General features: G+C 64.6%; 25 protein-coding genes. 4 read left to right on the forward strand and 21 right to left on the reverse strand.

Translation table 11 applies throughout. From position 1 onward, the window contains the following. Positions 1 to 120: 120 nt before the first annotated feature. Both GU927_RS19260 and GU927_RS19265 read left to right on the forward strand, forming a co-directional pair. Complete coding sequence (locus GU927_RS19260) at positions 121 to 1,527, forward strand: hypothetical protein (RefSeq protein WP_161764035.1); 1,407 nt, start codon at positions 121 to 123, stop codon at positions 1,525 to 1,527. Further along, a complete protein-coding gene (locus tag GU927_RS19265; RefSeq protein ID WP_161764036.1) occupies positions 1,524 to 3,887 on the forward strand; it encodes a hypothetical protein in 2,364 nt (787 codons plus the stop codon). Before GU927_RS19260 ends, GU927_RS19265 begins: the two co-directional genes overlap by 4 nt. Before the next feature lie 177 nt (positions 3,888 to 4,064). On the opposite strand, the gene GU927_RS20660 is transcribed toward GU927_RS19265, so the two are convergent. The 11 genes from GU927_RS20660 to GU927_RS19320 all read right to left on the reverse strand — a co-directional run bounded on the left by GU927_RS20660 (position 4,065) and on the right by GU927_RS19320 (position 12,546). Beyond that, positions 4,065 to 4,196, reverse strand: coding sequence for a hypothetical protein (locus tag GU927_RS20660; RefSeq protein ID WP_332838510.1), 132 nt, complete (start codon positions 4,194 to 4,196; stop codon positions 4,065 to 4,067). A gap of 22 nt (positions 4,197 to 4,218) precedes the next feature. Beyond that, positions 4,219 to 4,464 carry a hypothetical protein gene (locus tag GU927_RS19275; protein WP_394357684.1) on the reverse strand — a complete coding sequence of 82 codons (246 nt, stop codon included), beginning with the start codon at positions 4,462 to 4,464 and terminating at the stop codon, positions 4,219 to 4,221. Next, complete coding sequence (locus tag GU927_RS19280) at positions 4,461 to 5,135, reverse strand: YcbK family protein (RefSeq protein ID WP_161764037.1); 675 nt, start codon at positions 5,133 to 5,135, stop codon at positions 4,461 to 4,463. Before GU927_RS19280 ends, GU927_RS19275 begins: the two co-directional genes overlap by 4 nt. A gap of 82 nt (positions 5,136 to 5,217) precedes the next feature. Next, positions 5,218 to 5,508, reverse strand: coding sequence for a DUF6127 family protein (locus GU927_RS19285; protein WP_161764038.1), 291 nt, complete (start codon positions 5,506 to 5,508; stop codon positions 5,218 to 5,220). Continuing rightward, a complete protein-coding gene (locus GU927_RS19290) occupies positions 5,505 to 6,503 on the reverse strand; it encodes an FscB (RefSeq protein WP_161764039.1) in 999 nt (332 codons plus the stop codon). The genes GU927_RS19285 and GU927_RS19290 overlap by 4 nt, the downstream gene beginning before the upstream one ends. Continuing rightward, positions 6,500 to 7,366 (reverse strand): hypothetical protein, encoded by an 867-nt coding sequence (locus GU927_RS19295; RefSeq protein WP_161764040.1) that lies wholly within the window; start codon positions 7,364 to 7,366, stop codon positions 6,500 to 6,502. The genes GU927_RS19290 and GU927_RS19295 overlap by 4 nt, the downstream gene beginning before the upstream one ends. Next, positions 7,363 to 8,043, reverse strand: a complete 681-nt coding sequence (locus GU927_RS19300; RefSeq protein WP_161764041.1) for a DUF2793 domain-containing protein — start codon at positions 8,041 to 8,043, stop codon at positions 7,363 to 7,365. The genes GU927_RS19295 and GU927_RS19300 overlap by 4 nt, the downstream gene beginning before the upstream one ends. 33 nt (positions 8,044 to 8,076) lie before the next feature. Continuing rightward, a complete protein-coding gene (locus GU927_RS19305) occupies positions 8,077 to 11,211 on the reverse strand; it encodes a phage tail protein (protein WP_161764042.1) in 3,135 nt (1,044 codons plus the stop codon). Beyond that, entirely contained in the window at positions 11,201 to 11,431 is a 231-nt protein-coding gene (locus tag GU927_RS19310) for a hypothetical protein (RefSeq protein ID WP_161764043.1), read from the reverse strand. Before GU927_RS19310 ends, GU927_RS19305 begins: the two co-directional genes overlap by 11 nt. Next, the gene (locus tag GU927_RS19315; RefSeq protein ID WP_161764044.1) at positions 11,428 to 11,676 is read right to left on the reverse strand and encodes a hypothetical protein; all 249 of its coding nucleotides are present in this window, start codon (positions 11,674 to 11,676) and stop codon (positions 11,428 to 11,430) included. The genes GU927_RS19310 and GU927_RS19315 overlap by 4 nt, the downstream gene beginning before the upstream one ends. 9 nt (positions 11,677 to 11,685) lie before the next feature. Then, positions 11,686 to 12,546 (reverse strand): phage BR0599 family protein, encoded by an 861-nt coding sequence (locus GU927_RS19320; protein ID WP_161764045.1) that lies wholly within the window; start codon positions 12,544 to 12,546, stop codon positions 11,686 to 11,688. 757 nt (positions 12,547 to 13,303) lie between these two features. Between GU927_RS19320 and GU927_RS19325 the strand changes: the two genes are divergently transcribed. Next, entirely contained in the window at positions 13,304 to 13,792 is a 489-nt protein-coding gene (locus GU927_RS19325; RefSeq protein WP_161764046.1) for a hypothetical protein, read from the forward strand. Between the two features lie 40 nt (positions 13,793 to 13,832). Here GU927_RS19325 and GU927_RS19330 read toward each other — a convergent pair whose 3' ends face one another. The 6 genes from GU927_RS19330 to GU927_RS19350 are packed head-to-tail and all read right to left on the reverse strand — an operon-like array spanning position 13,833 to position 19,525. Next, entirely contained in the window at positions 13,833 to 14,999 is a 1,167-nt protein-coding gene (locus GU927_RS19330) for a hypothetical protein (RefSeq protein WP_161764047.1), read from the reverse strand. Next, positions 14,992 to 17,469 carry a phage tail tape measure protein gene (locus GU927_RS19335; protein ID WP_161764048.1) on the reverse strand — a complete coding sequence of 826 codons (2,478 nt, stop codon included), beginning with the start codon at positions 17,467 to 17,469 and terminating at the stop codon, positions 14,992 to 14,994. Before GU927_RS19335 ends, GU927_RS19330 begins: the two co-directional genes overlap by 8 nt. After that, positions 17,462 to 17,641, reverse strand: coding sequence for a DUF7697 family protein (locus tag GU927_RS20575; protein ID WP_161764049.1), 180 nt, complete (start codon positions 17,639 to 17,641; stop codon positions 17,462 to 17,464). The genes GU927_RS19335 and GU927_RS20575 overlap by 8 nt, the downstream gene beginning before the upstream one ends. A 50-nt stretch (positions 17,642 to 17,691) precedes the next feature. Further along, positions 17,692 to 18,129 (reverse strand): hypothetical protein, encoded by a 438-nt coding sequence (locus tag GU927_RS19340; protein ID WP_161764050.1) that lies wholly within the window; start codon positions 18,127 to 18,129, stop codon positions 17,692 to 17,694. 2 nt (positions 18,130 to 18,131) lie between these two features. After that, on the reverse strand, positions 18,132 to 19,076 hold the full coding sequence (locus GU927_RS19345; RefSeq protein ID WP_161764051.1) for a phage tail tube protein: 945 nt from the start codon (positions 19,074 to 19,076) through the stop codon (positions 18,132 to 18,134). Positions 19,077 to 19,102: 26 nt separating this feature from the next. Continuing rightward, a complete protein-coding gene (locus GU927_RS19350) occupies positions 19,103 to 19,525 on the reverse strand; it encodes an acyl-CoA transferase (RefSeq protein ID WP_161764052.1) in 423 nt (140 codons plus the stop codon). A 52-nt stretch (positions 19,526 to 19,577) separates the two neighbouring features. On the opposite strand from GU927_RS19350, the gene GU927_RS19355 reads away from it, so the two are divergent. Continuing rightward, on the forward strand, positions 19,578 to 19,946 hold the full coding sequence (locus GU927_RS19355; protein WP_161764053.1) for a hypothetical protein: 369 nt from the start codon (positions 19,578 to 19,580) through the stop codon (positions 19,944 to 19,946). Positions 19,947 to 19,966: 20 nt separating this feature from the next. Here GU927_RS19355 and GU927_RS19360 read toward each other — a convergent pair whose 3' ends face one another. The 4 genes from GU927_RS19360 to GU927_RS19375 are packed head-to-tail and all read right to left on the reverse strand — an operon-like array spanning position 19,967 to position 22,341. Further along, positions 19,967 to 20,587: a DUF6441 family protein gene (locus GU927_RS19360; protein WP_161764054.1), complete on the reverse strand. Its 621-nt coding sequence runs from the start codon at positions 20,585 to 20,587 to the stop codon at positions 19,967 to 19,969. Then, entirely contained in the window at positions 20,584 to 20,898 is a 315-nt protein-coding gene (locus GU927_RS19365) for a head-tail joining protein (protein WP_161764055.1), read from the reverse strand. Before GU927_RS19365 ends, GU927_RS19360 begins: the two co-directional genes overlap by 4 nt. Positions 20,899 to 20,909: 11 nt before the next feature. Beyond that, a complete protein-coding gene (locus GU927_RS19370; RefSeq protein ID WP_108644479.1) occupies positions 20,910 to 21,935 on the reverse strand; it encodes a major capsid protein in 1,026 nt (341 codons plus the stop codon). A gap of 25 nt (positions 21,936 to 21,960) precedes the next feature. Then, complete coding sequence (locus GU927_RS19375) at positions 21,961 to 22,341, reverse strand: head decoration protein (RefSeq protein ID WP_161764056.1); 381 nt, start codon at positions 22,339 to 22,341, stop codon at positions 21,961 to 21,963. Positions 22,342 to 22,385 lie beyond the last annotated feature (44 nt).

The following is a 22,385-nucleotide window of genomic DNA, read 5'->3' on the forward strand; positions in this document are numbered from 1 at the left end:
CCGCGCCAAGCCCGCACCCTCCAGGTGATCCATGAAACGCGCCCCTCGCAGCCGTCAACGCCATGATTTATATGCGAAATATCACGATTACGACAGCGAAATCAGCGACTTACTTGGAGAATGTGGGATTACTCGTTCTTCGTCTGGATGCTTGAAGTCTACGCTAGGGAGAAGGGAGACACCGACCCCGTCGCCTTCCGGGCGTTCCAGCGACGCTGTGAGACCCTCTTTGCCCTTATTGCTGCGCGGGGCTCGACCGAATTGGGCGTTGCCGGGATAGATTGGGCGCAAAAGCAACTGGGCGACGTTCCGAACGATCCGGAGACGATGATAGACTTTTCAGTCGGGGCCGATCCGGACACGGACGTCGGCCAGCGCTACTTGCGCAACAAGGGCGGTGCATTCGGCGGCATCTATGCCACTCAGATGTTCGAGATGGGCCTGATCACACTTGGCGATGATCGGAACCCGATTGCAGTCTGCACGAACCGCGCACTTCCATTGGCAGAGGCTTTCGCCGCGGAGATTGGTGAGCTCGGGACTGCATTCCTGCGCTGCGTGAAAGACGGAAAAGTGACGCTAGCCGATCTCGACCGAATGGCGCCGATGCAACCCTCCGATATCGTGGTGGGTAGCGCCGAACATCGGCTGCTCGTCCAAGTGCTGCTTGGCCAAGTATCGCCAGCAATCGCGCCCGACAAGCTGCGAAGATCCACCGCAATCATGCTTCTGCAGCTCATTGGTGCGACGAAGGCGGTGCCGCGCGCCGAGGCCGTGAAATGGGAATGGTTCAGTGCTGGCCATCCGGCATCCGAACCCGCTCCTGCAATCGAGGACGTTCGCGTCTTGTGGGCGCTTTATCAGGCATGTGATCTCGTGCGGCTTGCCTATGAGAACATCCTCGATCTTGCCTTGGACATTCTGCAAGAGGCGGAATTGGGGCGGATGCCGCTCGGTGAGGTGGTGTCGGAATTGGTCGGCCTTGTCGACGTGCCCGATGGCATGACTTGGCGGGACTACTCCGCGAGCCTGCTCGAAGGGTTAGATCCGGCCAAGGCCGCGAAGTTAGCTGACGAGCGCATGGTCGAGGCCCGGGCTTCGGGGGATCGGGCAACGCGAATGCAATCTGTCGTGGCGCTTGTCGCGGCGCTATTCGAAAGGGCGGCAGCCTTCGGCCAGTTGCTGGACAGCGCGCTGAATGCGCCGGACCACTTCCAGTCGCTGCGGACAGAAGTAAACTACCTGCAGGCGCGAGAGCAGGAGAATGCCCGAACTGTCCTTGTCGCCGTGGTTCGTGAACGTGTCCTGAAACGCCATCTCTGGGTGGCGTCGCGTAAGTTCCGCAACCAGAAAGCCTATACCTTCCTGATCGAGCCCGAGGAGGGATTGCTGCGGTTCAGGGATCGTTTCCGGGTGTCGCCAAGCAGCCCGCGCCTGGATCAAGCCATGCGGTTCCTTCGGGACGTCAAGCTGATTGACGATGAAGGGCTGACCGAGATCGGCCGCGCGGAGCTTGATGCCGCATGAAGTACTTTGATGTATTCGGCGAAAGCGGTTTTCACTCGGCATTTCTGACAACTTACGCCTTCGGGGCGCAGGCGTTCGAGGACGTCCCGTTCTCGCGGCTGCGGGGATCTGGCTGTCGTAACATCGTGGTCCTTGCCGATCGGCAGATGGTCAACCAGAGCTTTGCCGAACTGGGCCCACCGAAATTCGCAGGAAGCAGCTATCACCTTGTCAAGGCCGATGCGCCGGGTGCCTTCCACCCGAAGATCACCTTGCTCATCGGGGCGAAGAAGGGCCGATTGCTGATCGGCTCGGCCAATCTGACCGCGCTCGGCCTCGGTGGAAATAGGGAACTGGTCGCCAGCCTCTCCTACGGCGATGACGCGACGGGCACCGCCCACCATTTCGCTGCGGCACTGAACTACATTCGCAGCAAGGTTCCCTCGGATGACCTTTGGTTTGCGACAGCGATGCAGAGGGCGCTTCGTTCGTCGCCCTGGCTGCGCGTGGCAATGGAAAACCCTTTCCCAGAGCAGGAGGACAACCTTGAAGTCGCGCTGCTGCATGATCGTCCGGACGTGACAATCCTCGACCAGATCGCTGCCAGCGTGGGCGATGATCGGATAGAGCGGTTGATTGTCGTGTCGCCCTATTGGGACATGAAACTCGAAGGGCTGGCACGATTGAGGGCCATCATGGGCGACCCGCCGACGGATTTGCTGATCGACGCCGCTTCGACTTACTTCCCGAAATCCGAACTGCCGCGGCTCTCGGACATCGAGATTTTCAAGGTCGACACGTCCGACAGCAAGAGGTTTGTCCACGCTAAGCTCGTGATTGCACAAGGCCAGGCATGGGATCACGTGATCTCGGGCAGCATGAACTGTACCTTGCCTGCCTTGCTCGGCCCAACGATTGTGCGCGGCAACGCCGAGGCCGGGATCTACAAGCGCGTTCCGCCGCGAACGGCCCTCGCAGCGCTTGGCCTAGAGAGCTACCGCGATGCGCCGTTGCAGCCGACTGATCTTCACGACCTGGCCTCCGCCACGGCGAAAAGTCCATCGGGCGAGGCGTACACCGATGGTGGGACGATGACCTTGCAGTCGGGACGGTTATTCTGGAAGCCGCCAGCCGGTTTTGTGCCTGGCTCGGCCACTGCCATCACCCTGCAGGACCGGGACGAGGTTCAGTTCGGTAATCGTATTGACCTTGTGCAAGGAGGCGACACGGCTTGGCGCATGGAACTCGAAGCAGGACGTCCCAAGTCCGGCATCGTCCATTTTGCCGATGGCTCCGTATCCGCGCCGGTCCAGGTCATTGATCTCGATGTCCTCGCCGTCCGCACGCTACCACCCGCGCAAGGTCGCAAGAAGTCACTGACGGATATCCTTGCCGAGGCGATGAACGAAGACCTGATCCTGATCGAGACCCTGAACCAGCTCGAAGCGCTGGAGCTTGAAGAAACCGGTGCGACTGCAGATCCTTCACCGAAGGCCTTTGCCCCTCCCTCGGCTGCATCAACAGAGCAGGTTCATGCGATCCTGTCCTATGACGAATTCGTGCGGGCACGCAGCAGTTCAATGGCGCAGGGAAGCCAGATTTTGGGCGGGTTTTTCGGTCGACACGACAGCCCGGCCAACACCCTGAGCGCGGCGCTCAACCGGATCATTGGCCTCGTCGGGCTGGATCTCGACGCTGATGAAGATCGAGAACTGAAGGCGATTGCGGCCATGGATTTCCGCATGACCGAACCTGCGGCACCGAGTGATGCCGCACCAACCACACCGCAAGAAGGACCGACGAAACCAGCGAAAGCCACGAAGCAGGCCGTGGCCACTGCGAACAAGATGAAAGAGGCAGTCGACGCATTCGAGGCAAGATGCCGATTGCTGAGAGGCAAGCCGATCAGTACCGCGGAACTTGTGCGGCTTCGTGCTCTCCTCCAAATCCTGCTTTCCCATGCTCAACCGATCCGAGGGGCTGCGCTGCCAACTCAGATCCTGCCAATCCATACCAAGGACAGCTACGACTGGCCCCGACTGGTCGGACGGTTGCTCAAGCAGCATTTCGGTACCGCTCGGGCATTGCAGACCCTTCAAGTGGCGCAAGATGAGGGCGAGCAGAAGCGCGTACTTGAATACCTCGCCATGGCAGACTGGGCGGCCAAGGCAGCAGCAACCGCAGCAGCCTCACATCCCAAGACTGCTGACCTGCGTGGACCACTGGATAGTCTGGCGAAGGCCCTCGCGGCACAGGTCGCTTCGATCATAGGCGCCATCGACGAGGACAGGAATTACTTCGATGACATCACCGCAAAGCTGGACGAACGATTTGCTGACCGCTTGGCGCTGAAGCCCAGTGCGCGCCTCGCATATGCTTGAGGGTGCACAATTGTGCCCATCGCCATGCGGGACGGGCATGGCTGCACCTGCCATCATCGACTTGCGACGAATCCCTGCCGCGCGTTGACAGCGTGAATACATGAAACGGGCCGGGCGATGAGCCGTGGTCGAGGCATTTGGAACTTGCTTCGTAGCAGGCTTCGCCCGGCCCGTATTTCACCGGCATGCCCGCGCCTGGTCGCGCAACACAGCGTAGTCGCTGAGCATCCGCACGATCACGGCCCCTTCTGGCAACGCCTCAACTTCGTCTGCCGCTCTGACCTGCTCGACAGTGGTGTAGTCGACCACGGGCGGGCACGGTGCGCGGGTCTTAGAACCGGCCATCGCGCAGCCGGTCAGCCAGAGCAACGCGATCAGCAGGGCGGCGGGCGGCGGCGTCGAGCATCTGGCGGTGGACGGCATCGTTTCTCTCTCGGGTATCAAGCTGCTCGGCGGCGCGCCCGGCGCGTTCCCCGGCGCGGCGGAGGTTCAGCAGAAACAGCAGGATCGCTCCGGCACCGAGGATCAGGCCCAGCGCTTTCCGCGCCGGGCCATGGGTGAGGAGCCAACCGATCACCGCTGGCCCCGTTTCCAGTCATCGAGCCGGGCGTGGATGGTAACGGCGATGCCGATCAGAGCGATAGCGATCAACACCCAGCGCAGCGTGTCGAGGTAGGGCACCAGCGGCTGGATCGTGGACTGGGTTTCCGCGAGGACGTCTTGAAGAACCTCTACCCCTGCCGCGCCGACGGTCGCCGCCCCAGCGGCCCCGCCGCCGCGCAGGGTGCGGCTTTCCGATAGGACTTCTCGGGCAGGCGGCAGTTCCGGGGCGAAGGGGACGGGCCGCGCCGCGAAGGGATCGCCCCAGGATCGGGCAGGCCCGAGATCGATGTGCATGAAGCCGGAGCGGGGATAGTACCCGAACCCAAGGAACCCGACCGCCCGCGCCGCCGCCTCGAAGGCAACCGTATCGTGGTTCGACATCGCGATGTCGAAAGCGGTGCCTTGCATGTGTTTCGAGGCCGGGGCTCCGCCGACGGCACGGTTGTGTTCCGGGCTGCGATAAGCTGAGCGGATGATCAGCGGCTTGCCCAGCCGGTCGCGCAGGGCCTGCAGTTTGTCCATGGCCTCGGTGTTGATCTTGATCGCACCGGTGCCGCGGCAGGCGATCTCGGCCGGCGAAAAACTCGGCCAGCGCCACGCCTTCTCGGGAACGTCGCGCCAGGTGGGGAAAGACAAGGTCGGCATGGTGGCTCCTTCAAATGGAAAAACCCGCCTTGGGGGCGGGCGAGGTGGTGGTTTCAATGATGAAATCGGCAGCGCCTCCCCGTCAGGGCGCGCTGCCGAAGATCTTCAGCTTGAGCGCGATGCCCGCCAGCAGTGCCAGGATGACGCCGGTCGTGATCAGGTGGACCGCGCTCTGCACGGCCGTGCGGCGGACAAACCGGATGGCATCGAGGAGCGCGCGCAGATCGCGGATATCGAGGGCGGCTTCCTTGCCGTCGAGTCCGACATCGGCCAGCGCGCGTTTGGCCCCCTCTTCCGCCGCCCGCGCGAGGAGTTCCTCGAACTCGGCATCCGGCATGCGGACATGGCCCTCTCCGGAACGGCGCGGGCTCATGCGGATAGGACCCCGACTTCGGCAGGAAGGTTCAGGCTGGTCCAAGCACTGCTGTCGGCCGGGTTCAGTGCCCAAGTGGAATAGATCGACCGTGGCATGAGGGACGGCACGGTCACCGGAGCCGCGTCATGATTGACCCCGCCCATCCGCAGGAACCCCGCTGCCGCCTGCGGACCGACTGTCCCCGCCTGTGCGATCTGCTTCACATGCACGCCCGCGACGGCCGCGACGGCCGCTGGCCCGGTCGGCCCGGTCAGCGAGAAGGACAACCGCTGCCCGGCTGCGTTGCTGGACACCCGCGTGCCGACATCCTCGTCCTTGAGCGCATCGATGCTTCCCGCCATCTGGCTGAAGGTCGCGACGGCGTTGGGGGTGCGCCGCACGAAGCGTCGCCCGATGGTCGACACCCCATCCAGCACCGCGAAATGCGCGTAGTACCAGGTGCGTGTCGTGCTCGTGCCATGCAGACCGGTGTTGGCAAAGACGATCTGCACCGGCTTGCCCTTGCCTTGGGTGTTGGCGGCCGTGGCCGAACTTTGCAGCACGCCATCGACATAGAAGTCGATGGTGATGCTTGTTCCGACCGAAACCCGCACGTCGATCCACTGCGGTTGGCCGTTGGACGCGGTGTAGCTGGACCCACCCTGAACAGTCGTGTCCCCCCTGGCGATGGCGTGGTATCGCTTCGTGCTGGACAGGGGCTGAACCTGCGCGATGCGGACCAGGTTCGCATCATAGATGTCGAGGAAGTTCGCCGTCGCCTCTGTGATGTTCTCGGAGTCGGCGCTGGGTGGCACATAGCGAAAGCCCAGCCAAAGATCGCCGACGGGCGGCGAAAATGCGACCGAAAAAGGGGCCGCATATGTGCGCGATCCGATGAAGCGAACACCATTGATGTCTAGGTTCGCGTCGAAGCCGCCAGCGACGGTACTGAGCATCCCGGCGATGCCCGAGACGTCGGTCGGCTGGTGGCCGAGATGCAGGATGTAACTCATGGCAGTTCCACTTCGATGTAGATGTTGGCTTGGGTCCAGGTAGCGCCGCGACCCCCACCGTGTTCGAGGAAGAGCGCGGCATCGGCGGCGGTGAGATGCGGCCCGCCACCCCGGCTGATCCAGAGGGACGCACCCGCGATGCTGAGACCGCGGTCCCAACCGATCTCGAGGAAAGCTGCGGCGTCGAAGACGCGGAGGTCGGGTTCGAGGTAACCCAGTGCCGTTACGCCGGGAGGCACCGGGTAGCTGAACTGCGAGGGCAGCGAGCGGATCGTGCCGCCATCGCCGAGATTGCGCCCGTGGACCTGCGGATAGAAGGCCGCGCTTCCGCCAGCGGTCCAGGTCGCCACCCCGCTCACCGGATCGTCGCGCCAGATGCCGTTCTTGCCGATCCAGAGGCGGCCGAGGGAAGGATCGAGGACGAACATCAGCACATCATTTGCGCCGAAGGTGGGCAGACCTGTCAGGCTTTGTTGAGCCGTTGTCGTGGCCGAGGACCAGAGCGCCCCGGTGCCCCGCCAGCCGATCGAACCCAGCGTGATGGGGTTGAGGCCTGCATTGAACTCCTCGCGCAGCGCGGCCGCGACGACGCCCATGTAGCCGTCGAAGGTTGCGGCACCAGGGGCGCAAAGGACTTCCCAATAGCGCCGCCCGTCTGTGGGCAGGATCGCCTTTGCGGTCGGCACCCAGCCTCGATAATCGCTGCCGCCCGAGATGTTCACGGCGGTCCGGTTGCCGTTGGACAGGGTATAGCCCGCGGGACGGCGGGTGGTGTCCAGCTGCCAGACCGCGCCAATATCGACCGGAGGCCCGGTATCCCCGCCTTGGGCAAGGATGGCGCCGCGCATCATCAGAAGGCTCATGCGACAGCCCCCGCCAGCAGCGCGCCTTGGATGATCCATGCATCGGCCCCGCGCTTTACAAGGGCGGCCCCCGCCCATTGGCCGTCGAGGGCAACGGAACCGCCCAACACGCCATTCAGAGACACTCCGGCCGCAGCGGCCACCGTCGCGACCCCGGCGCCAACCTGCGTCACGTTGATCAGCGAACCGGTCTCGAAGGGAACGGAGGCCTCGGCGGGAATGGTCACCGTGACAGCCGAGGAACCGGTGGTCTCAATAATGCTGCCAAGATCGACGGCCTCCAGCGTGTGGCTGGTGGCGGTCAGGGTCCGGATGCGCACGATGCCTGGACGTGGCACCTCGACCCATGCCCCGGCCGTGAAGCGGACATGCCGCGCCTCATCGGCGATCCAGACCTGCCAGCCCTCCTGCGGGGTGAGATAGACCCAAGCGGCGGCCCCGGCCGGAGACTGATCCCAAAGCGCCAGCGTATTGGCATTGGCCCCGGCCGTGGCGGGCACGATCAGCATCTGACCGGTGCTGCCTGTAGTGGGCAGCGGCGTGGTGCGCGATGCGGCGCGGGCCTGCACTAGGGCCGAGAGGCGTCGCAGGTCTTCGCTTAGACTAGTGCCCCAGTTGCGCTGGCCAGGATCATAGAAGGCGCGCAGCCCCAATCCCGGCATGATCCGTTCCGGCATGCTCGTCCTCGCTCGTTATCGTGAATTCAGGGGTCAGGTGCCCCAGAGGAACCCCCAGCCGCGGTCCCATCCGGCGGCAAACGGTGCCGTCAGCCGAAACCAGCGCGCCTCGCGATCGGTGACCCAGCTTCCCTCGACCAGACGCCGCGAGCGGACGGCCAGTTCGATCTCGGCCGTGCGATCCGGGGCGCCGAGTTCCGGGATGGCCTCCGGCGCGAGGGACCAGCTGGCGTCACTGCCTGCATCGATCACCACGCCTGCGGGCAGGATGGCCGCCCCCGTATCAGGGTCCACCCAGCGCACCTCGATGATGTAGCCGACCCCGGGCTCCGGCCCGATGGAGCCCCCGGTGTGATCGACGATGACGGGGCTCGTCTGTGTCAGCCGGTCGCGGTGCGTCCAGGTCATGGCGAGAGGGCCCATGACCAGCGCATCAACATTGAGCTCGTAGCTGCCGTTGCCTTGCACGCGCCCGGGCGGCAGGGGCCGGATGCCGCGGCGGTCGAGGGTGACGCTGTCCTCGGGGGCGAGGGCGAAGGCCAGCGTGCCGCGCCCGGTCTCTGGCAGAAGCCGGGCCGCCAGGGTCTCGCCTGCGGCCCAGCTATCCTCGGTGATCCGTGCCACCTCGTCGAAGAAGATGACCGGCGTGCCGGAGGCATGCGCGCGCGGGACGGTGTCGAGGCATCCCCGGCCGACGGTGATGCTGGTCGGTGTGATCCCGTCGACGCGGACCAATTCGCCATCGATGCTGGCCAGCGTGCCGATCTCGACCTCGCCGATATCGCGCCAGCCGGTGACCGGGATCACCCGTGCTTCCGGGCTACCGGTCACGTCCGCGGCAAGCAGCGCCGTCGGGGCGAAGGCCACCACGCCCTCCGGCGCGGGTCCGGTACCGGGATCGATCCAGAGCTGGGCCGCCAGTGCATCGGCGCTGGGGCGTTCGCCGGTGGCCACTAGCGCACCTGCATCGGGATCCTCGGCGAGGCGGCGGTCGGCCTCGCTGTGGCCAAGCTCGCGCACCAGAAGCCAGTAGGGAGCTTCCTCGACCATGCGGCGCGCGAGTGCCCGGGGTGGTGCGGCGACGCCCGTGCCGGTAGGCATGCGCCCGCCCGCGATGGCCGTGGCGCCCAGCGCGAATACATCCTCGGCGATCTTCAGTCGAATGCCGTTGTCGCGCCCGTCCCCCTGTCCGATCTCGGAAATCCGCATCACGACGTCATCCAGGCCCAGCCGCGTCGAACGCAGCCGGATCACATCGCCGGGGCCGAGATCGGCCCCCTCGCGGTTGACGACGATCTCGCCGGTCAGGAGGGGGGCGGACAGGGCACGCAGGTCGCGCTCGGCCACGCGCAAGGCGAGCCCCTGATAGCGGATACCGGGATAGTCGAGCGTGGTGGCCAGAACCTCGCCCATCGCCTGGACGCGAGCAGTGTCGGTCACAGAAACCGCACCGGTGTCGTCGCTCCAGGCATCGGTGAAACGTACCGTGACGCTGTTGACAAGATCGGAGGGCGACCGGCGACCAAGACGGCCCCAATCCACGACATTGGTCTCGTCGAAGAGGGGAAGGCTGGCGGCCACATAATCCGCCCGGATCAGCTTCAACTCCCAGAGTCCTGTGCGCCGGTCGATGAAAAGAGTGGCATCGATATGGTCGAGGACGCTGGCGATAAACTCCTCGATGGAGCTGTCCTTTTGCCAGATCAGTGACAGGCCGAAGCCCTCGGTATAGAGTGCATCCGCCGCCCCCGTGAAACTCGGCCCGATCTCGACCGAGGAATATCCCAGGCCCCAATCCCTGTTGGTGAGGCATTCCCGGATGATATGGGCCGGGTTCATGTCCGGGCCGTTGCCGAAGGCGCCGCGCAGGGAGGCGACCAGCGCTTGCGGGTTGCCGGGCGGAATCACCGGCACGCCATCGACGGGGGTGTTGTCGATCTGGGCGGTGTAGGCGGTGTTCGCGAGCGAGATGTTGAAGCCGAAGATGTCGGCAGGCGGCAGGGTTCGGATGATCGCCAGCGCCGCATCGACCGAGGAAACGGGTGCGGGCTCACCATCGGTCACGAAGATCACGATCCGGCGTTTGGACCCGCCGCCCGCAAAGAAGGTGTTTGCCTCCGCGAAGGCCGCGTTGAAACTCGTGCCGCCATTGGTGAAGTTCGAGAGCCCCAGCATCCAGGCGTCAAGCGCGGCGTAGTCCGCAGGCTCCATGTTGCGGCGCTCGATCGACCCGGCGACAGAAACGTTCCAGAGGACGATGCGGATGTCGTTCGGCCGGTCAGGATCCACACCAGCGGCGATCTCGCGGATAAGCGCCGCCACGCCCGCCTTCTGGGCCGCCATCCGCGTGCCCGACATGGAGCCCGAGACATCGAGCGCGATGTAGATTGCGGCATCCGAGATGTTGGCCTCTGGCACGATGGCCGCCTTCTCGGGATACCACTGTGCCGCCCCGGCCTCACCGGTCAGGACGCGCGTGACACGCACGGCCCAAGGCTTCAGGTAAGGGTTGATGCCGAGATAGACTTGCCGCAGCACGAGGCTGCAGAGACTCCGATAGGCAGGCACATCCCCGCCCATGCGCGCGGCGAGATAGTCGTTCGGCCCCTGGCTCGGCCCGCCCATCAGCACATCGACATCGCCGCGGATGCCACCTTCGCGGCTCTCGCCGCCGAAGAGGTCGGGTTTGTCGATCCGGATGCGGCCGCCACCGGCTCCGGTATTGCTGGCACCGGTCGTGGCCTCGAACACCTCGACCGATTGCGTCGGGAAGCTCAGCGCCTCGGGCAGGACTGTCCAGCGTGTGATGTTGGTTGCGGCATCGAAGGTGACGGCCTGCAGGGTGATCGTCTGGCTCGACCCGTTGGCAAGTGCGAGGCGGTAATCGCGTCCGATTCCCACGCCAGCGCGGGTGCCGGGAAAGTTGAGGGTTGCGCCGCTATCGCCCGCCAGTGCCGCGGTGGCGGCCATGCCCGCGACGGTGCCAATCCGCGTCTCGACCGCCGCTCCCCCGCCTCCGGAAGAGCCTCCGCCGGTCGTGACCGACCATGCGGTGCGGCGGTCGACAAGGATCTCGCGGATGGCGTCGACCGGTCCATGGCAGAGCGCCAGATGCACACCCAGCGAATAGCGATAGCCGACAGTCTGGGCCTTGCTCCTACCGCCCATCGTCTGCCTCCGCGTTCGACATTTCTTGAGCAGCCTCTCGCGCTTCAGCCTGCATGATCACTGGTTCCACCAGCGCGTCGCCCGTTGAGCGGAGCGTTTCGACGTCAATGCCGCCATCGAGAAACGCCTGCCAGTCGAGCCCATGCCGCCGAAACCATGGCCGCACGCCCGCGAGGCAGTAGCGCGCCGCGCGCAGGTCCTGGATCGTCACGCGGGTCACTTCTTGCCGCCTTTCTTCTGGATGGGATCAACCCTCAGGTCTCCGGCCCAGACGACGTTCGGACCGGTGATTAGGACGGTGCCGAAAACGACCGGGATTGGTCGGCCCTCTTCGGCCGTCGGCAGCGTGAAGTCGTCGAGCCCTGCCGCCTGGGACTTCTCGACCTTGGGTCGCGGGCTCAGCGCATAGGAAATCGCCGAAAGCACGAGCCCGAGAACGAGCCGCGCAATGAAGGTCCAGACCATGGGAGATGCTCAGACGATGGAACTGCCGCCGAAGGGATTGCGGCCTGGGATCTCGGGGAAGCCCCCGAAGTTCGCGAGGTTGCCGAACTTGGCCGCACAGGTGGCCGCGCGCAGGTCGCAGCCCGGGGCGATATCGGCGACGACGGGGATCGGATCACCGGTCTCGGGATCGCTCTCGGGTGCGGCCAGCGCCGCCGCCAGTTCCGGCATCGGCCGCGAAAGCGTGAGGGTTGTCCCGACATGCCCTGTGATGAACCCAAGCTGGGCGCCGAACCTCAGCACCCCGCCGCGAAACCAACCATCGGGCTGTCCAGCCGCCTCAGGAATGGTCAGGGCATTCCCCGACGCGGCCGTCACGGTGACGGTCTGCCAGTGGAACCCGATATCGAGCCCGCAGCCGCGCCCGTAGAGCGCATGGCGGCAGAGGCGCTGGTACTTTGCGCGGACACCTGCCCGGCGCAGGGTGCTGAAGACGGATTCACAGTTCAGCAGGATCCGGACGCCCTCGACCTCGGCACCCACAATGCGCCCCTTCCAATGGGCAACCGTCTCGCTCAGCACCTGCTCGTGGCCGCGGAAGATGGTCAGCGTGACAGGCGTGTTGCCCAAGGGCGCGAGGAATCGCCGCGCGAAAGGATGTGATAGTGGCCAGGTCAGTTCCAGCCGCCCACGCTCGATCTCGCTGGTCTGAACAACATCGCCATGGGAAATGGCAGCTGCTTCCCAGCTGATCGTATCGCCCTCGCTGGCTGCACTGATCCAGTCCGTGGCCCGGCTGGTGAAGCGCCAGACCTGATCGCCCTCGATGAACTGATAGAGGTAGTAGGGGCGGCCCTCGGCATGGGAGGACTCGATTGTGGCGTAGGTCATCTACAAGGCATCCAATGGCCGATTGCCGATCCTCGATCACGAGGTCGGTTCATCGTATTCATGCTGAACGGAGGTCAGATTGCGCGGGGCTTCAGGTTGCGCTTGCACACAACCGGTGGTTCTCCGCCGCGGGAATACCCCTCTGATCCGCAATCAGCGCAGATCCATCGAACGAAGCCAGCGTCGTCCGATGGCAGATCATCCACGCGCCATTTGCAGCCTGCAAACCGGGATCGCATCATGCCCCTCCACCGCCGTCCGGACGGAGCAAGATTTGGTACAGACTGCAGGGATGCAGGTGGTCGCGCGACTTCAGGGCCGGGCGTTGTTCCCCACGGCGACAACGGATCCTTCGGCAGAGGCGGGAGCGTCGCTACCTCCGTCCTTGGTCGAAAAGTGCGGCGTATCGCTGCAATCAAGATCAGAAAGACCATGCCCAAAAGGACGTCTGCGCCGTATTCAGCGATCAAGCCATCAAATCGCACCCCCCCAAACCCGATCCCGGATGATTCAGGGGACTGAAATGGCCAGGGAAATTCCGGCCTTGGTGGGGGCACCGGTGAGCGATCCATTCCCTGTTCTCAGCACAAGGCATGGGCGATTTTGTGGCTAGGATCAGGCAGACGGTTGGTACGTATACTCCACTCAAGGACTAGAAGAAAAGTAAGCTCACTTAACTCAAACTGAGGACCTTGATCGTCAATGGTTTTTGGAGGATGCTTGGCAGTGTGGACCCCTGCAGGGACAAAGATTAGATATGAAGAAATTCGCAGTAGGAGCATTTGGTTTTGTTCTGTTTCTATTCTTTGCTTCAATAATTGTTGTGCTTTGCTTAATGCTACTTGAGACATTTCTTGGCCCTAGAATGGCTCCAAGGTTTCAGTCTTCGGTTTTCTACCAAGGTTTATTGAGCGGCCTAGGATTGGCCACAATAGGATTTTCGGTTTACGGAGCGCGAGCGAGCATTGATGTGGTGCTTAAGCGTGACAGGTCGGAATCAGTTTGGCTCGCGAATGAGCTCCGTGCTATTGGTAAAGATCTGGATTTTCCAAGTCGGCTTTCACTGGGTCTGTTTGTTATTTGGAACCCACTCCTTTTTTCATTCTTGTATTATGCCGAAATCAGCCTAAGTGGGCGGTATGCTCAAGTCAACGCTTTGGAATTTCTATTTATGATGTGCTTCCCAAGCATCATGGTGTTCCTTTCTTTGAAAATCTGGCGATGGGTTTTTAGAGTTGAGAAGTGAAATGTCCTGCCTTTGGAGAGTATAATTCTACAAACGTAGTTTATTGACCCGTCTGAATTATCGTCACTGAAACCTTACTCGCCACGGCCCCATGCCGGATCTCTACGCGGTCCGCATCCGACCGCAGCAGCGTCAGGAAATGCACCTTGGTCCCGATGGCCACCGGCTCGCCGAGGCTCGAGGACAGCGTCAGCCGATGATCCGCGCCATCCGCCACAGCCGCGTTGATCGTCCGGAAACGCAACCCGCTTGGCATCTCGAGCAGGATCGCGCGCCCGACATAACCCGCCAGGTCCGTGATAGGCGCAACGCGCATCAGCGTGGATCCCGAGGTCATGGCCGCGCGCAGTTGCAGCTCGCGCCCCCAGGATGGCAACCAGAAGCTGGTTTGCCTGCCGCGCAGCGACCACAGCCAGCGACGCAGTGCCCAACGTTCCGCCGCGCCCTGAGCCTTCAGGGTAATCGCCTCGCCCCTCTCTAACTGATCCCGCAACGGTTCCACCACGACCGGCCCGAAGCCGTTGTCGACGTATTCGATGGCGCGGCGCAGACTGGCGGTGATCGGCGAACGGGTCAGGCTCGGGTCGGTCTGAACCGGACGGCCGAGATAGGTTGGCATGACCGGTGCGGACAGATCTGGCGCGTCGCGAAGCAGGAAGGTGGCGGTCACAAGGCCATCGTTTTGGCGACGCCGTGCGATCTCGACAGGGCCTGACAAAATACCCGCCCGCACCGGTGCGATGCTGACGCGAAGGGCCGCCACGATGGCTGCGGGCAGCTGCGCACCCAGCGGTTCCACCAGGATTAGCCGATCTGCCTCCACAGCGGCGATCTCTGCGATAGATGCCTCGCGTCCATCCACAGCGACAACCACACCATCCCCCGCCCGGAAATCCGCCACTGTCGTATCGACGGCGATCTCCGCCGCCCCCTGCACAACATCTGCCGTCGGCTGCACCGCCAAGTGCCAAAGCGGCACCCGCCACTCCCCGACAAACCCGGCCCGCACCAGTTCCGCCGCGCGCGCCATTCCCAGCGCATCACAGCGATGCTGGAAGGTGACGATCTCGCGGGGACGGGACCGGAGCGCAATGCGCTGTTCGCCCGCTCGGGACTGCAGCACATCCGTGCGCCATTCCAGAACCTCGGTGATCTCCTGCGCCGCCGGAAAGGGCCAGGGCGGCGGTCGGCCATCTGGGTTAGGCATTGATGGCACCCCGATTGCGACGGATGACGTTCAGAATCGCTCGCTCGCCCGAGGGCGTGGCGAGATAGTCGCCGACAACGGAGGGGTCCAGCACGTTGATGATGCGCGTCGACATCGAAGATGCCGCGGCCGCGCCATCACCATTCATCTCGACCCCAAGCCTGCCGCCCTTGCCACGACGCAGGGGCAGGATGGCCTCTGGCCCGGCTTCACCCATAAGGCCCACGCCTTTGGCGAAGGGAAACACAGTCGGCCGGTTCACGACACCACCCTGCGCGAAGGCGGTCAGTTCCGCGCCACCGGCAAAGACCCCACCCTTGGCAAAACCGAAGAGACTGGCGAAGAACCCGCCGCCGCCCCCGGCACCTCCACCAGTGAAGGCGTTGATCAGCGCGTTCTCGATTGGCTTGAAGGCCAGATCGATCAGCCGGGTCGCGAGGTTCTGCGCGATCCGCGAGATCGCCCCAGCAAAACTCTCCCAGGTGAACTCGCCCGAGGTCAGGGCCTCCTTGATCGGGCCGGTGATGTCCTGCGCGAGGCCTTGGGCGATCTCGCGGGACTTCTCCTGCGCCTTGCGGACGGCATCGGCCGTGGCCTCCCAGGCATTCTTGGCCGCGTCGGCCCCTTCGCGCAGCGCATTGCCCGCGCCTCGCCCCGAACTACCGGCAGCTTCCGCGGCCTCGCCAGCCCCCTGAAGGGCAGTGCCGAGTCCGCTCGCGGCCGTGCTTGCGTCCTCGAGCCCAGCTGCAGCCTCGCTCCCCGACGCCGAAACTGCATCCCGCAGGGCGGCCACGGATTGCAGAGGCGCCGTGGCGGCCGTCGCCACCTCGCCCATCATGTCGCGCAGACGTGCGGCCTCGCCCCGCGCTGCCTCAGCTGCAGCGGTGAGGCCCAGATCGGGGGGCGCGATGGGATCGCTGCTGAAGGCCGCCTCGAAGGCCGCGCGCGCTTCCGCCCCGGCATTGGCCGCAGCCCCTTCAAACGGGTTCTCGATCCCGCCAAGCTCGATGGTCCCGATGAGCGGCACCCGTTTTTCGATGCCCAGCACATCGAGGCCGGCATTGATGCCTTCGAGGAAGCCGTCAATGCGTGCGGCCACGCCGTTCAGCATGGCCTCGACCCCGCCGATCAGCGCGTTGGCCGCGCCATAGGCGAACTCGCCGATGGTGGCGGGCAGGGCCGACCAGAGCACCTTCACCGCCTCCATCGCCCCTTGGAAGGTGTTGAGCGTGGCATTCCCGAAGCCCACCACTGCCTCGAGGCCGGTCTGCAGGGCGGCAGTGATGCCTGCGCTGATCTCGGCCCAGCCCGCCATGATCGAAAGGCCCAGCGCCACCATGCCAAGCTTCATGCGGTCCCAGACCTCGCGAGCCACGTCGCCCAGAAGGCCCAGCGCGGCTCCGACGCTGCCCGTACCCTGAACCAGCCGCCCGAACTGGAAGATCAACTCGCCCGCGCCGACGATCAGCGCCCCGATGCCGGTGCGGATCAGCGCGCCGCGCAGGACGACAAGCGCGGTCGCGAGACCCCGGACGGAGAGGGCGGCGGCCGCCAGCCCTGCCACCCAGCGCGCGGCTATGATTCCCACGAACGCCGCGGCATAGGACGCCATGCGCCCCAGGTTCTCGCCGAGCGCATCGAGTGCCGTCCTAAGCGCCCCGCCTTCATAGGCAAGCGCCACGAAAGCCTCGGCGAGCCAGGTGACGGCGGGCGCAACAGCGACTGCGATCTGGTTGCGGATCCCGTCGAAAACCATGCCGAGACTGCCCAATGCAATCTGGGTCTGGCGCAGCGAGGACAGTGCCTCGCCGTCGAGAATCGCGCCGACCGAGCGGGCCTGATCGCCGAAGCGGGTCATCTCGGCCCCGCCATCGCGCAGAAGCGGTAGAAGGCGTGTAGCGTCCGATGCCATGGCCTCCAGATAGAAGGTCATCTCCTGCTGGCTGAGCCCCGCCTTCTCGAGCGAGGTCACATAAAGCTGCAGCGCCTCTGGCCCCGAGAGGCGCGCGAACTCTTCGGCCGTGACGCCCACGCGTGGGGCGATCTGCTCGAAGAAGTCCTTCATCGGCCCGCCACCGGTCTGCAGGAAATCCCCGACCCGGTCGTTCACGTCCTTCAGGATGTCGGCGAGCTTCTCCTGTTCGACACCGACCGTGCGCGCGCCTGCCGCCCAGCGCTGGAAGCTCTCGGGTGTGGCATTGGCGACTTGCGCGAACTGCCGGATCTGGTCGGCGCTCTGGGCCGCGTTGCGCACGATGATGCCAAGCCCTGCCGTGGCAGCAGAGGCAGCCGCAGCCATGGCGATCCCGGCACGGCGCGCGAAGGCGGCAAGCCGGGTGTTCGCAGCTTCCATCTCGCGCGACAGGCGCCCGAGGCCGCGCGTCCCTGCCTCGCCGATCCCTTCCAGCTCCGCGCGGACCTGGCGGCCACCGACGGCCGCGAGGCGGACAGAGACCCGTTTCTCAGCCATCGCGGCGACCTTCTCTCTCTTCGTTCAGCTTGCGAACCATCACGGCCTCGATCACCGGCAGCAGTTCCACCACGGCGCGCGGGGAAATGCCCATGGCAGACGCCATGGCCAGTGCTGCCGTCATGTCCCAGCCGAGGACGGCGCCTGGGATTCCGCGGATCTGCCCACCCATCCGCTGCGCCAGATCCCAGACCTGCCAGCCCTCGTGGGTCAGGGGTGCGTTCAGGATTTGCGGGCAGTCCGGGCAGCGCCCTTCGCAGGCCTGGCAGTATCCTTCGCCCCCACCGAAGACCCAGTCAGCGAGGGCGCCGAAGCGTTTTTTTCCGCCTCGAGCTCCAGACCCTTGGCGACGTAGGCCGTCTGGAACTTTTCGAAGATCGGCCAGAGATCGAGGAGCGCGTCGATGGCCTCGGGGCTGACCGGGATCGGGTCGCCATCGGCGTCGCCCACACCGTCCCAATCGACGATGGCGCGCGCAGCGATGGCCTTGGCAAAGATGACCGCGATGCTGTCATCCGGCATGCCGGGGGCGATGGCGCGTACGGCTGGATCGGTGCGGGCGGCGACCATGATCGCGGTGGTCAGGGGTTCGACCTTCACGCGCACGCCCAGCGCAAGGTCGAGCCAGACAGCTTCACGAGCGAGGTTCAGGCGCAGCATGATCAGTATTCCTCGATGTCGTTGACGAGCGTGGCGGTGCACATCCGGCCCAATGTGGCGTCGCGCGCGGCCTGCCAGTCGAAGGTGGCCTGGATGCCCTGTGGCCCCGGGATCTCGATCCGCGGTCGCGGGAGGTAGACGGCATGTGCAGTGAAGGTGAAGCTCTCACCGGAGGGCAGGCTGTAGGCGAAGGTCAGCGCGCATGGATCGCCCGCGATGGCCTGGTTCACCAAGACCTGGTCGGCAAAGCGTACCTCGATCTTGCCGGTGAGTGCGGCGATGGACGGGTCCGCCCCGTCGATCCTTCCGTCCGAGCGGATCGTCTCCACCCGATCGAGGTTGTTCGCATAGGTGACCTCGGCCGAGATGATATTGCCCAGCGGCTGGTCGTTGCGCGTGATCGCCCCGTTGAAATGGCCGAAGCGCTGGAGGTCGAGGTCGGCCAGCGCGCCCGCGGCAGAAGCACTGGTGATGGCTTCCCCTTGGGCGACAAGGCTGGCCGTCGCGGTCAGGAGCCCCGATCGCTGCATTTGCCAGCTCAGGCTGTCGAGGATGCAGCCGGAATACATGGCAAAGCGCGGCACCTCTGGCATGCCGGTCTCGATGGACATCGACGGCAGGGACCAGGCGCCAGAGCGGAATTCATGCGTGAGGGGCCCCGGTGCAGCGCCGGTGGTCACCGGCGCCCCGAAGGCGGCCTTCAGCCAGAAGCCAAAGGCCGCGGCATCGATCGGCACGACGACATTGCCGTCGGCTGTCACAGCATCCTTGATCGGAGCCGATGGGTCGCGGCCGTAGCCCAGAAGCTCACTGTTCAGGAGCGGTTGTTCCGACCCCAGCGTGGTGCTGGCGAACGGCATCTTCGTGAAGCCGCCCGCGGGTGGGGTTCCATAGGTGGTCTCGAACGCAAGCGCCATCTGCGCCCGCGCGCCTTGCGCACGTGCCATGGGGGTCTCCTTTGATGTGTGTGGGGTCAGGCCAGGGGGCTGGTGGTGGTGTAGTGCAGGACGACGGTGATCAGCGCCGCCTTCAAGCTGGCCGCACCCTCGACGGGCAGATCGACGGATGACGGGGCTTCGGGTTCAACCCAGTCGCAGAGGCCGCCCAGTGTCCGGTCAGCTTCCAGCGCCGCGCCGATGGCGGCGACTAGGTCATCGAAGGCGGTGGACCGGCCATTACCCGCCTGGGCGACAACCTCCAGCTCGGCCCGGTGCAGGTAGTGGTAGCGCAGGGGCGACAGCGTCACCTCCGGCTCGCCCGGCTGTCCGTCGCGCTGGATGATCAGCCCCGCTGCGGGGATCCGCTCGGGTAGAACCTCGTCACGCAGAGTGAGGGCGGCGAGAGCCTGCAGCCGCGCGTGCAGCGCAGCAAGGACGGTTTCGCGGGTGGTGGGCATGGATATGCTCTGATATGAGGCGAAATGAGCGATACAGATTCTGGAGAAGGATGTGTGGGATTGGATTTCCGAAAAGCTTGGTTGGCTTTCAATGATGCCGTTTGTTCGGCCAGCGGTATCTCTGCTTCTGTCAATTGCGGCTGCGGTGATTTCTTATCTGTCTAGCCAAGATAACTGGGCCATTGTTTTGCTCTTATTGTCTCTTCTTTTGGCAGTTTGGTCTTTCGCAGAATCATTCAAGGGGGGAATTTCTGCCACAATTGTGGGGATGCTATCTGCTTATTATGTAACGGGCTTGGATACAGCACTGACATTGCTCGACCGTGGATCAGTAACAATTTGCGTTGTCTTTGAACATCGAAGTACACAAGACTGCCTAGATGAGCTCTTGGGCAAGCATGGCGTCCAGCTTATTCAGTGACGGCAATAATTGACGTTGATTCAATCGCTCCACCCCGCCACGATCCGTCCCGGCACTCCGTCGATAGCCCGCTCGGCATCTCGCGCCAGATCGAGCCGCTTGCGCAGCTTGACCTGAGGCACGAGGAGGAAGATCGGCGCGGTGGTCAGCCCGCGGCCAGTCTTCGCGCGTGAAGCCACGGCGCGACCCTTGCTGTTCAACCGTCCCTCGGCCACCAGCAAGCTCGGTCCCCGGCGGCGATAGATGAACCGCAGCCGTAATCCTGTGCGACGTTCCCATTCACCGGGGGTGATGCGACCACCGCGGGTGGATTTGCCAGCGGCGGGGGTCGGGATGGCCAGCCAGAACCCGTTGCGCGAGCGGATCAGCGGCCCGGTGTCGTGGGCCCCGACGATCACCGGGACGTTCGACCAGATCAGCGCTGCGGCGTTCAGGCTCTCGCCGCCTCTGGGATAGGTAGCGAGACGGATCGAATTGCCGAGCCGGGTGCCCAACCCTGCGCCGGTGATCTGGCCGCGCCAAGCGGATTTGAGGCCCGCGCCCGCCTCGCGCATGGCGGTGGTGACGGCCTTTTCACCTGCGGCGATTTCCGCCTGCATCATCGCAACGATGTCAGGATCGATGGTGAGCTTCAGTTTCATGCTGGCCTAAGGTCCAGCGTCCAGATCAGCCGATCGCGGTCGCGCAGCGGTTCTCCCTGGATCACATGGCTGTCCGCGCCGATGACGATGACGTCGCCAGTGCGCGGGGCAGGTAGGTCGGCCACACGCACATCCACCACCGTCGTGTCACTGACGAAGCGGCCCACGCCAAAGTCGGTGACGCGGTCGGGCGCACGGCGGATGATGCGGATCGGGCGTTCCTCGGAGGTGGTGGCCGAGATCCAGAGGGCCGGGGCCGCCATGGACGCATGGGTGAAAATGCGGTCCATGGCGGCAGCGAAGACGGACATGGGGCTGTCCGTCAGTTCGAGCTGTGGATCCGGACGGCCAGCCGGGGCCGCTTGTTGACCGGCAGGATTGAGGCCTCGGTCATGACGTCGATCCAGCGGCCTTTTTCGTCGAGGTGCTGGCGGGCATAGAGCGGCAGGCCGATGGTGTTGGCAGTCTCCAGCAGGTTCGCTGGGCCGCCATAGGTGGTGAAGGTGTCCATCGTCCCGAGCGGGAAGGCGATCCCTTCGTTCGCCGGGACCAGCCGTTCTGTCGCTTTGGTCGAGAGGGTGACGGTGCCCGAGTATTCTTCGAACAGGATCCCGCCGAAGGGGAAGTTGCGGCGGACATCCTCGCGCAGGGGCTGGGCGCCGGTCGAGGCGTAGAACTTGTACGCCTCTTCCGTCTTCGGATGGGCGATCAGCTTGTCGAAGAACTCCCGGCTGACCAGCGCATGGACGCTGGTCATCGCCTCGCCCAGCAGATTGTCCTCGATGGCGCGCAGCACCTCGCGGACCTTGCCCTGCACGTTCGTGCCTGCGGTTCCGAGGACGAAGTCGACCGAGATCTGCGCCAGGCCGAATTCCGTGAAGTAGTTGTAGAGGGTCGTCCCGGCCCCGTCCTTCACGATGCCGCGGAGCGCGTTCATCTCCATGTATTCGCGGGTCTGGGCATGCTTGCGCCGCATCAGCAGGAGCTTGCGGTTCATCACTTCGACGAGGGGATCGGCCGCATCGAACGCGCCGCCCAGCGCGGGCTGTCCTTGGATGTCGGCAGGCAGGACCACGTCGTCATGCGGGATCCACGGCAGTGCAAAGCTGCGCATGGACCGACCCTCGCGGGTGCCGACGGTGGCAGGGCCGCCGAGGGGTACGGAGGGCAGGAGGCTGAGGACGCCTTCGTATTGCTCAATGATGACAGAGCGCTGGCTGACACCTTCGAAGCGGAAGAGGCCGATCTGGGCGAGGCGGGTGTAGAGGTTGGGCAGGATGTTGATGGCCTGCGTCATCTCGGCCAGCGAATAGCCGCCAGCGTCGAAGGGATTGCGGACGAGGGTCATGGGGTGCTCCGAGGGATGAGGGGGATCAGACGCCGTCGCGGGCGATGATGCCTGAGGCGGCCAGCTGGCCGATCTTGGTGGTGATCTTGGCGGCGTCATCGACGGTGGCGTCGTAGGCAAGCCCAGAACGCGAGACGATTGCGGGGCCGCGGGCGACGACGATGCCCACGGCATCGGCCAATGTCGCATCGACGGCATAGAGGAGGACAGCCGAGGCGGTCTGCGCGCCGTCGGTGCCGCCGCTGGTCGCGAGCTTGTACTTGCCGCTGGCGGTGATGCGGCCGAGGACAGCGCCGACGGGATAAGGCATACCCGCGAGCAGCGTTACCACCTCGCGGGTATAGTTCGGGTTGACCTCATATTTGAGGACATCGCCCATGCTGGGCGGTTCCGTCAGGACGGGCATCGTTCAGTCTCCAGGATGTTCGGGATGGGGTGCGCCGGGCGCGG

This window comes from Paragemmobacter amnigenus (assembly GCF_009908265.2).
GTDB classification, from domain to species: Bacteria; Pseudomonadota; Alphaproteobacteria; order Rhodobacterales; family Rhodobacteraceae; genus Paragemmobacter; species Paragemmobacter amnigenus.

Coding starts and splice junctions, on each gene's coding strand:
- GU927_RS19260 (WP_161764035.1), top strand. CDS start 121: ATGTGGGATTACTCGTTCTTCGTCTGGATGCTTGAAGTCTACGCTAGG.
- GU927_RS19265 (WP_161764036.1), top strand. CDS start 1,524: ATGAAGTACTTTGATGTATTCGGCGAAAGCGGTTTTCACTCGGCATTT.
- GU927_RS19280 (WP_161764037.1), bottom strand. CDS start 5,135: ATGCCGACCTTGTCTTTCCCCACCTGGCGCGACGTTCCCGAGAAGGCG.
- GU927_RS19285 (WP_161764038.1), bottom strand. CDS start 5,508: ATGAGCCCGCGCCGTTCCGGAGAGGGCCATGTCCGCATGCCGGATGCC.
- GU927_RS19290 (WP_161764039.1), bottom strand. CDS start 6,503: ATGAGTTACATCCTGCATCTCGGCCACCAGCCGACCGACGTCTCGGGC.
- GU927_RS19295 (WP_161764040.1), bottom strand. CDS start 7,366: ATGAGCCTTCTGATGATGCGCGGCGCCATCCTTGCCCAAGGCGGGGAT.
- GU927_RS19300 (WP_161764041.1), bottom strand. CDS start 8,043: ATGCCGGAACGGATCATGCCGGGATTGGGGCTGCGCGCCTTCTATGAT.
- GU927_RS19305 (WP_161764042.1), bottom strand. CDS start 11,211: ATGGGCGGTAGGAGCAAGGCCCAGACTGTCGGCTATCGCTATTCGCTG.
- GU927_RS19315 (WP_161764044.1), bottom strand. CDS start 11,676: ATGGTCTGGACCTTCATTGCGCGGCTCGTTCTCGGGCTCGTGCTTTCG.
- GU927_RS19320 (WP_161764045.1), bottom strand. CDS start 12,546: ATGACCTACGCCACAATCGAGTCCTCCCATGCCGAGGGCCGCCCCTAC.
- GU927_RS19325 (WP_161764046.1), top strand. CDS start 13,304: ATGAAGAAATTCGCAGTAGGAGCATTTGGTTTTGTTCTGTTTCTATTC.
- GU927_RS19330 (WP_161764047.1), bottom strand. CDS start 14,999: ATGCCTAACCCAGATGGCCGACCGCCGCCCTGGCCCTTTCCGGCGGCG.
- GU927_RS19335 (WP_161764048.1), bottom strand. CDS start 17,469: ATGGCTGAGAAACGGGTCTCTGTCCGCCTCGCGGCCGTCGGTGGCCGC.
- GU927_RS20575 (WP_161764049.1), bottom strand. CDS start 17,641: ATGGGTGGGCAGATCCGCGGAATCCCAGGCGCCGTCCTCGGCTGGGAC.
- GU927_RS19340 (WP_161764050.1), bottom strand. CDS start 18,129: ATGCTGCGCCTGAACCTCGCTCGTGAAGCTGTCTGGCTCGACCTTGCG.
- GU927_RS19345 (WP_161764051.1), bottom strand. CDS start 19,076: ATGGCACGTGCGCAAGGCGCGCGGGCGCAGATGGCGCTTGCGTTCGAG.
- GU927_RS19350 (WP_161764052.1), bottom strand. CDS start 19,525: ATGCCCACCACCCGCGAAACCGTCCTTGCTGCGCTGCACGCGCGGCTG.
- GU927_RS19360 (WP_161764054.1), bottom strand. CDS start 20,587: ATGAAACTGAAGCTCACCATCGATCCTGACATCGTTGCGATGATGCAG.
- GU927_RS19365 (WP_161764055.1), bottom strand. CDS start 20,898: ATGTCCGTCTTCGCTGCCGCCATGGACCGCATTTTCACCCATGCGTCC.
- GU927_RS19370 (WP_108644479.1), bottom strand. CDS start 21,935: ATGACCCTCGTCCGCAATCCCTTCGACGCTGGCGGCTATTCGCTGGCC.
- GU927_RS19375 (WP_161764056.1), bottom strand. CDS start 22,341: ATGCCCGTCCTGACGGAACCGCCCAGCATGGGCGATGTCCTCAAATAT.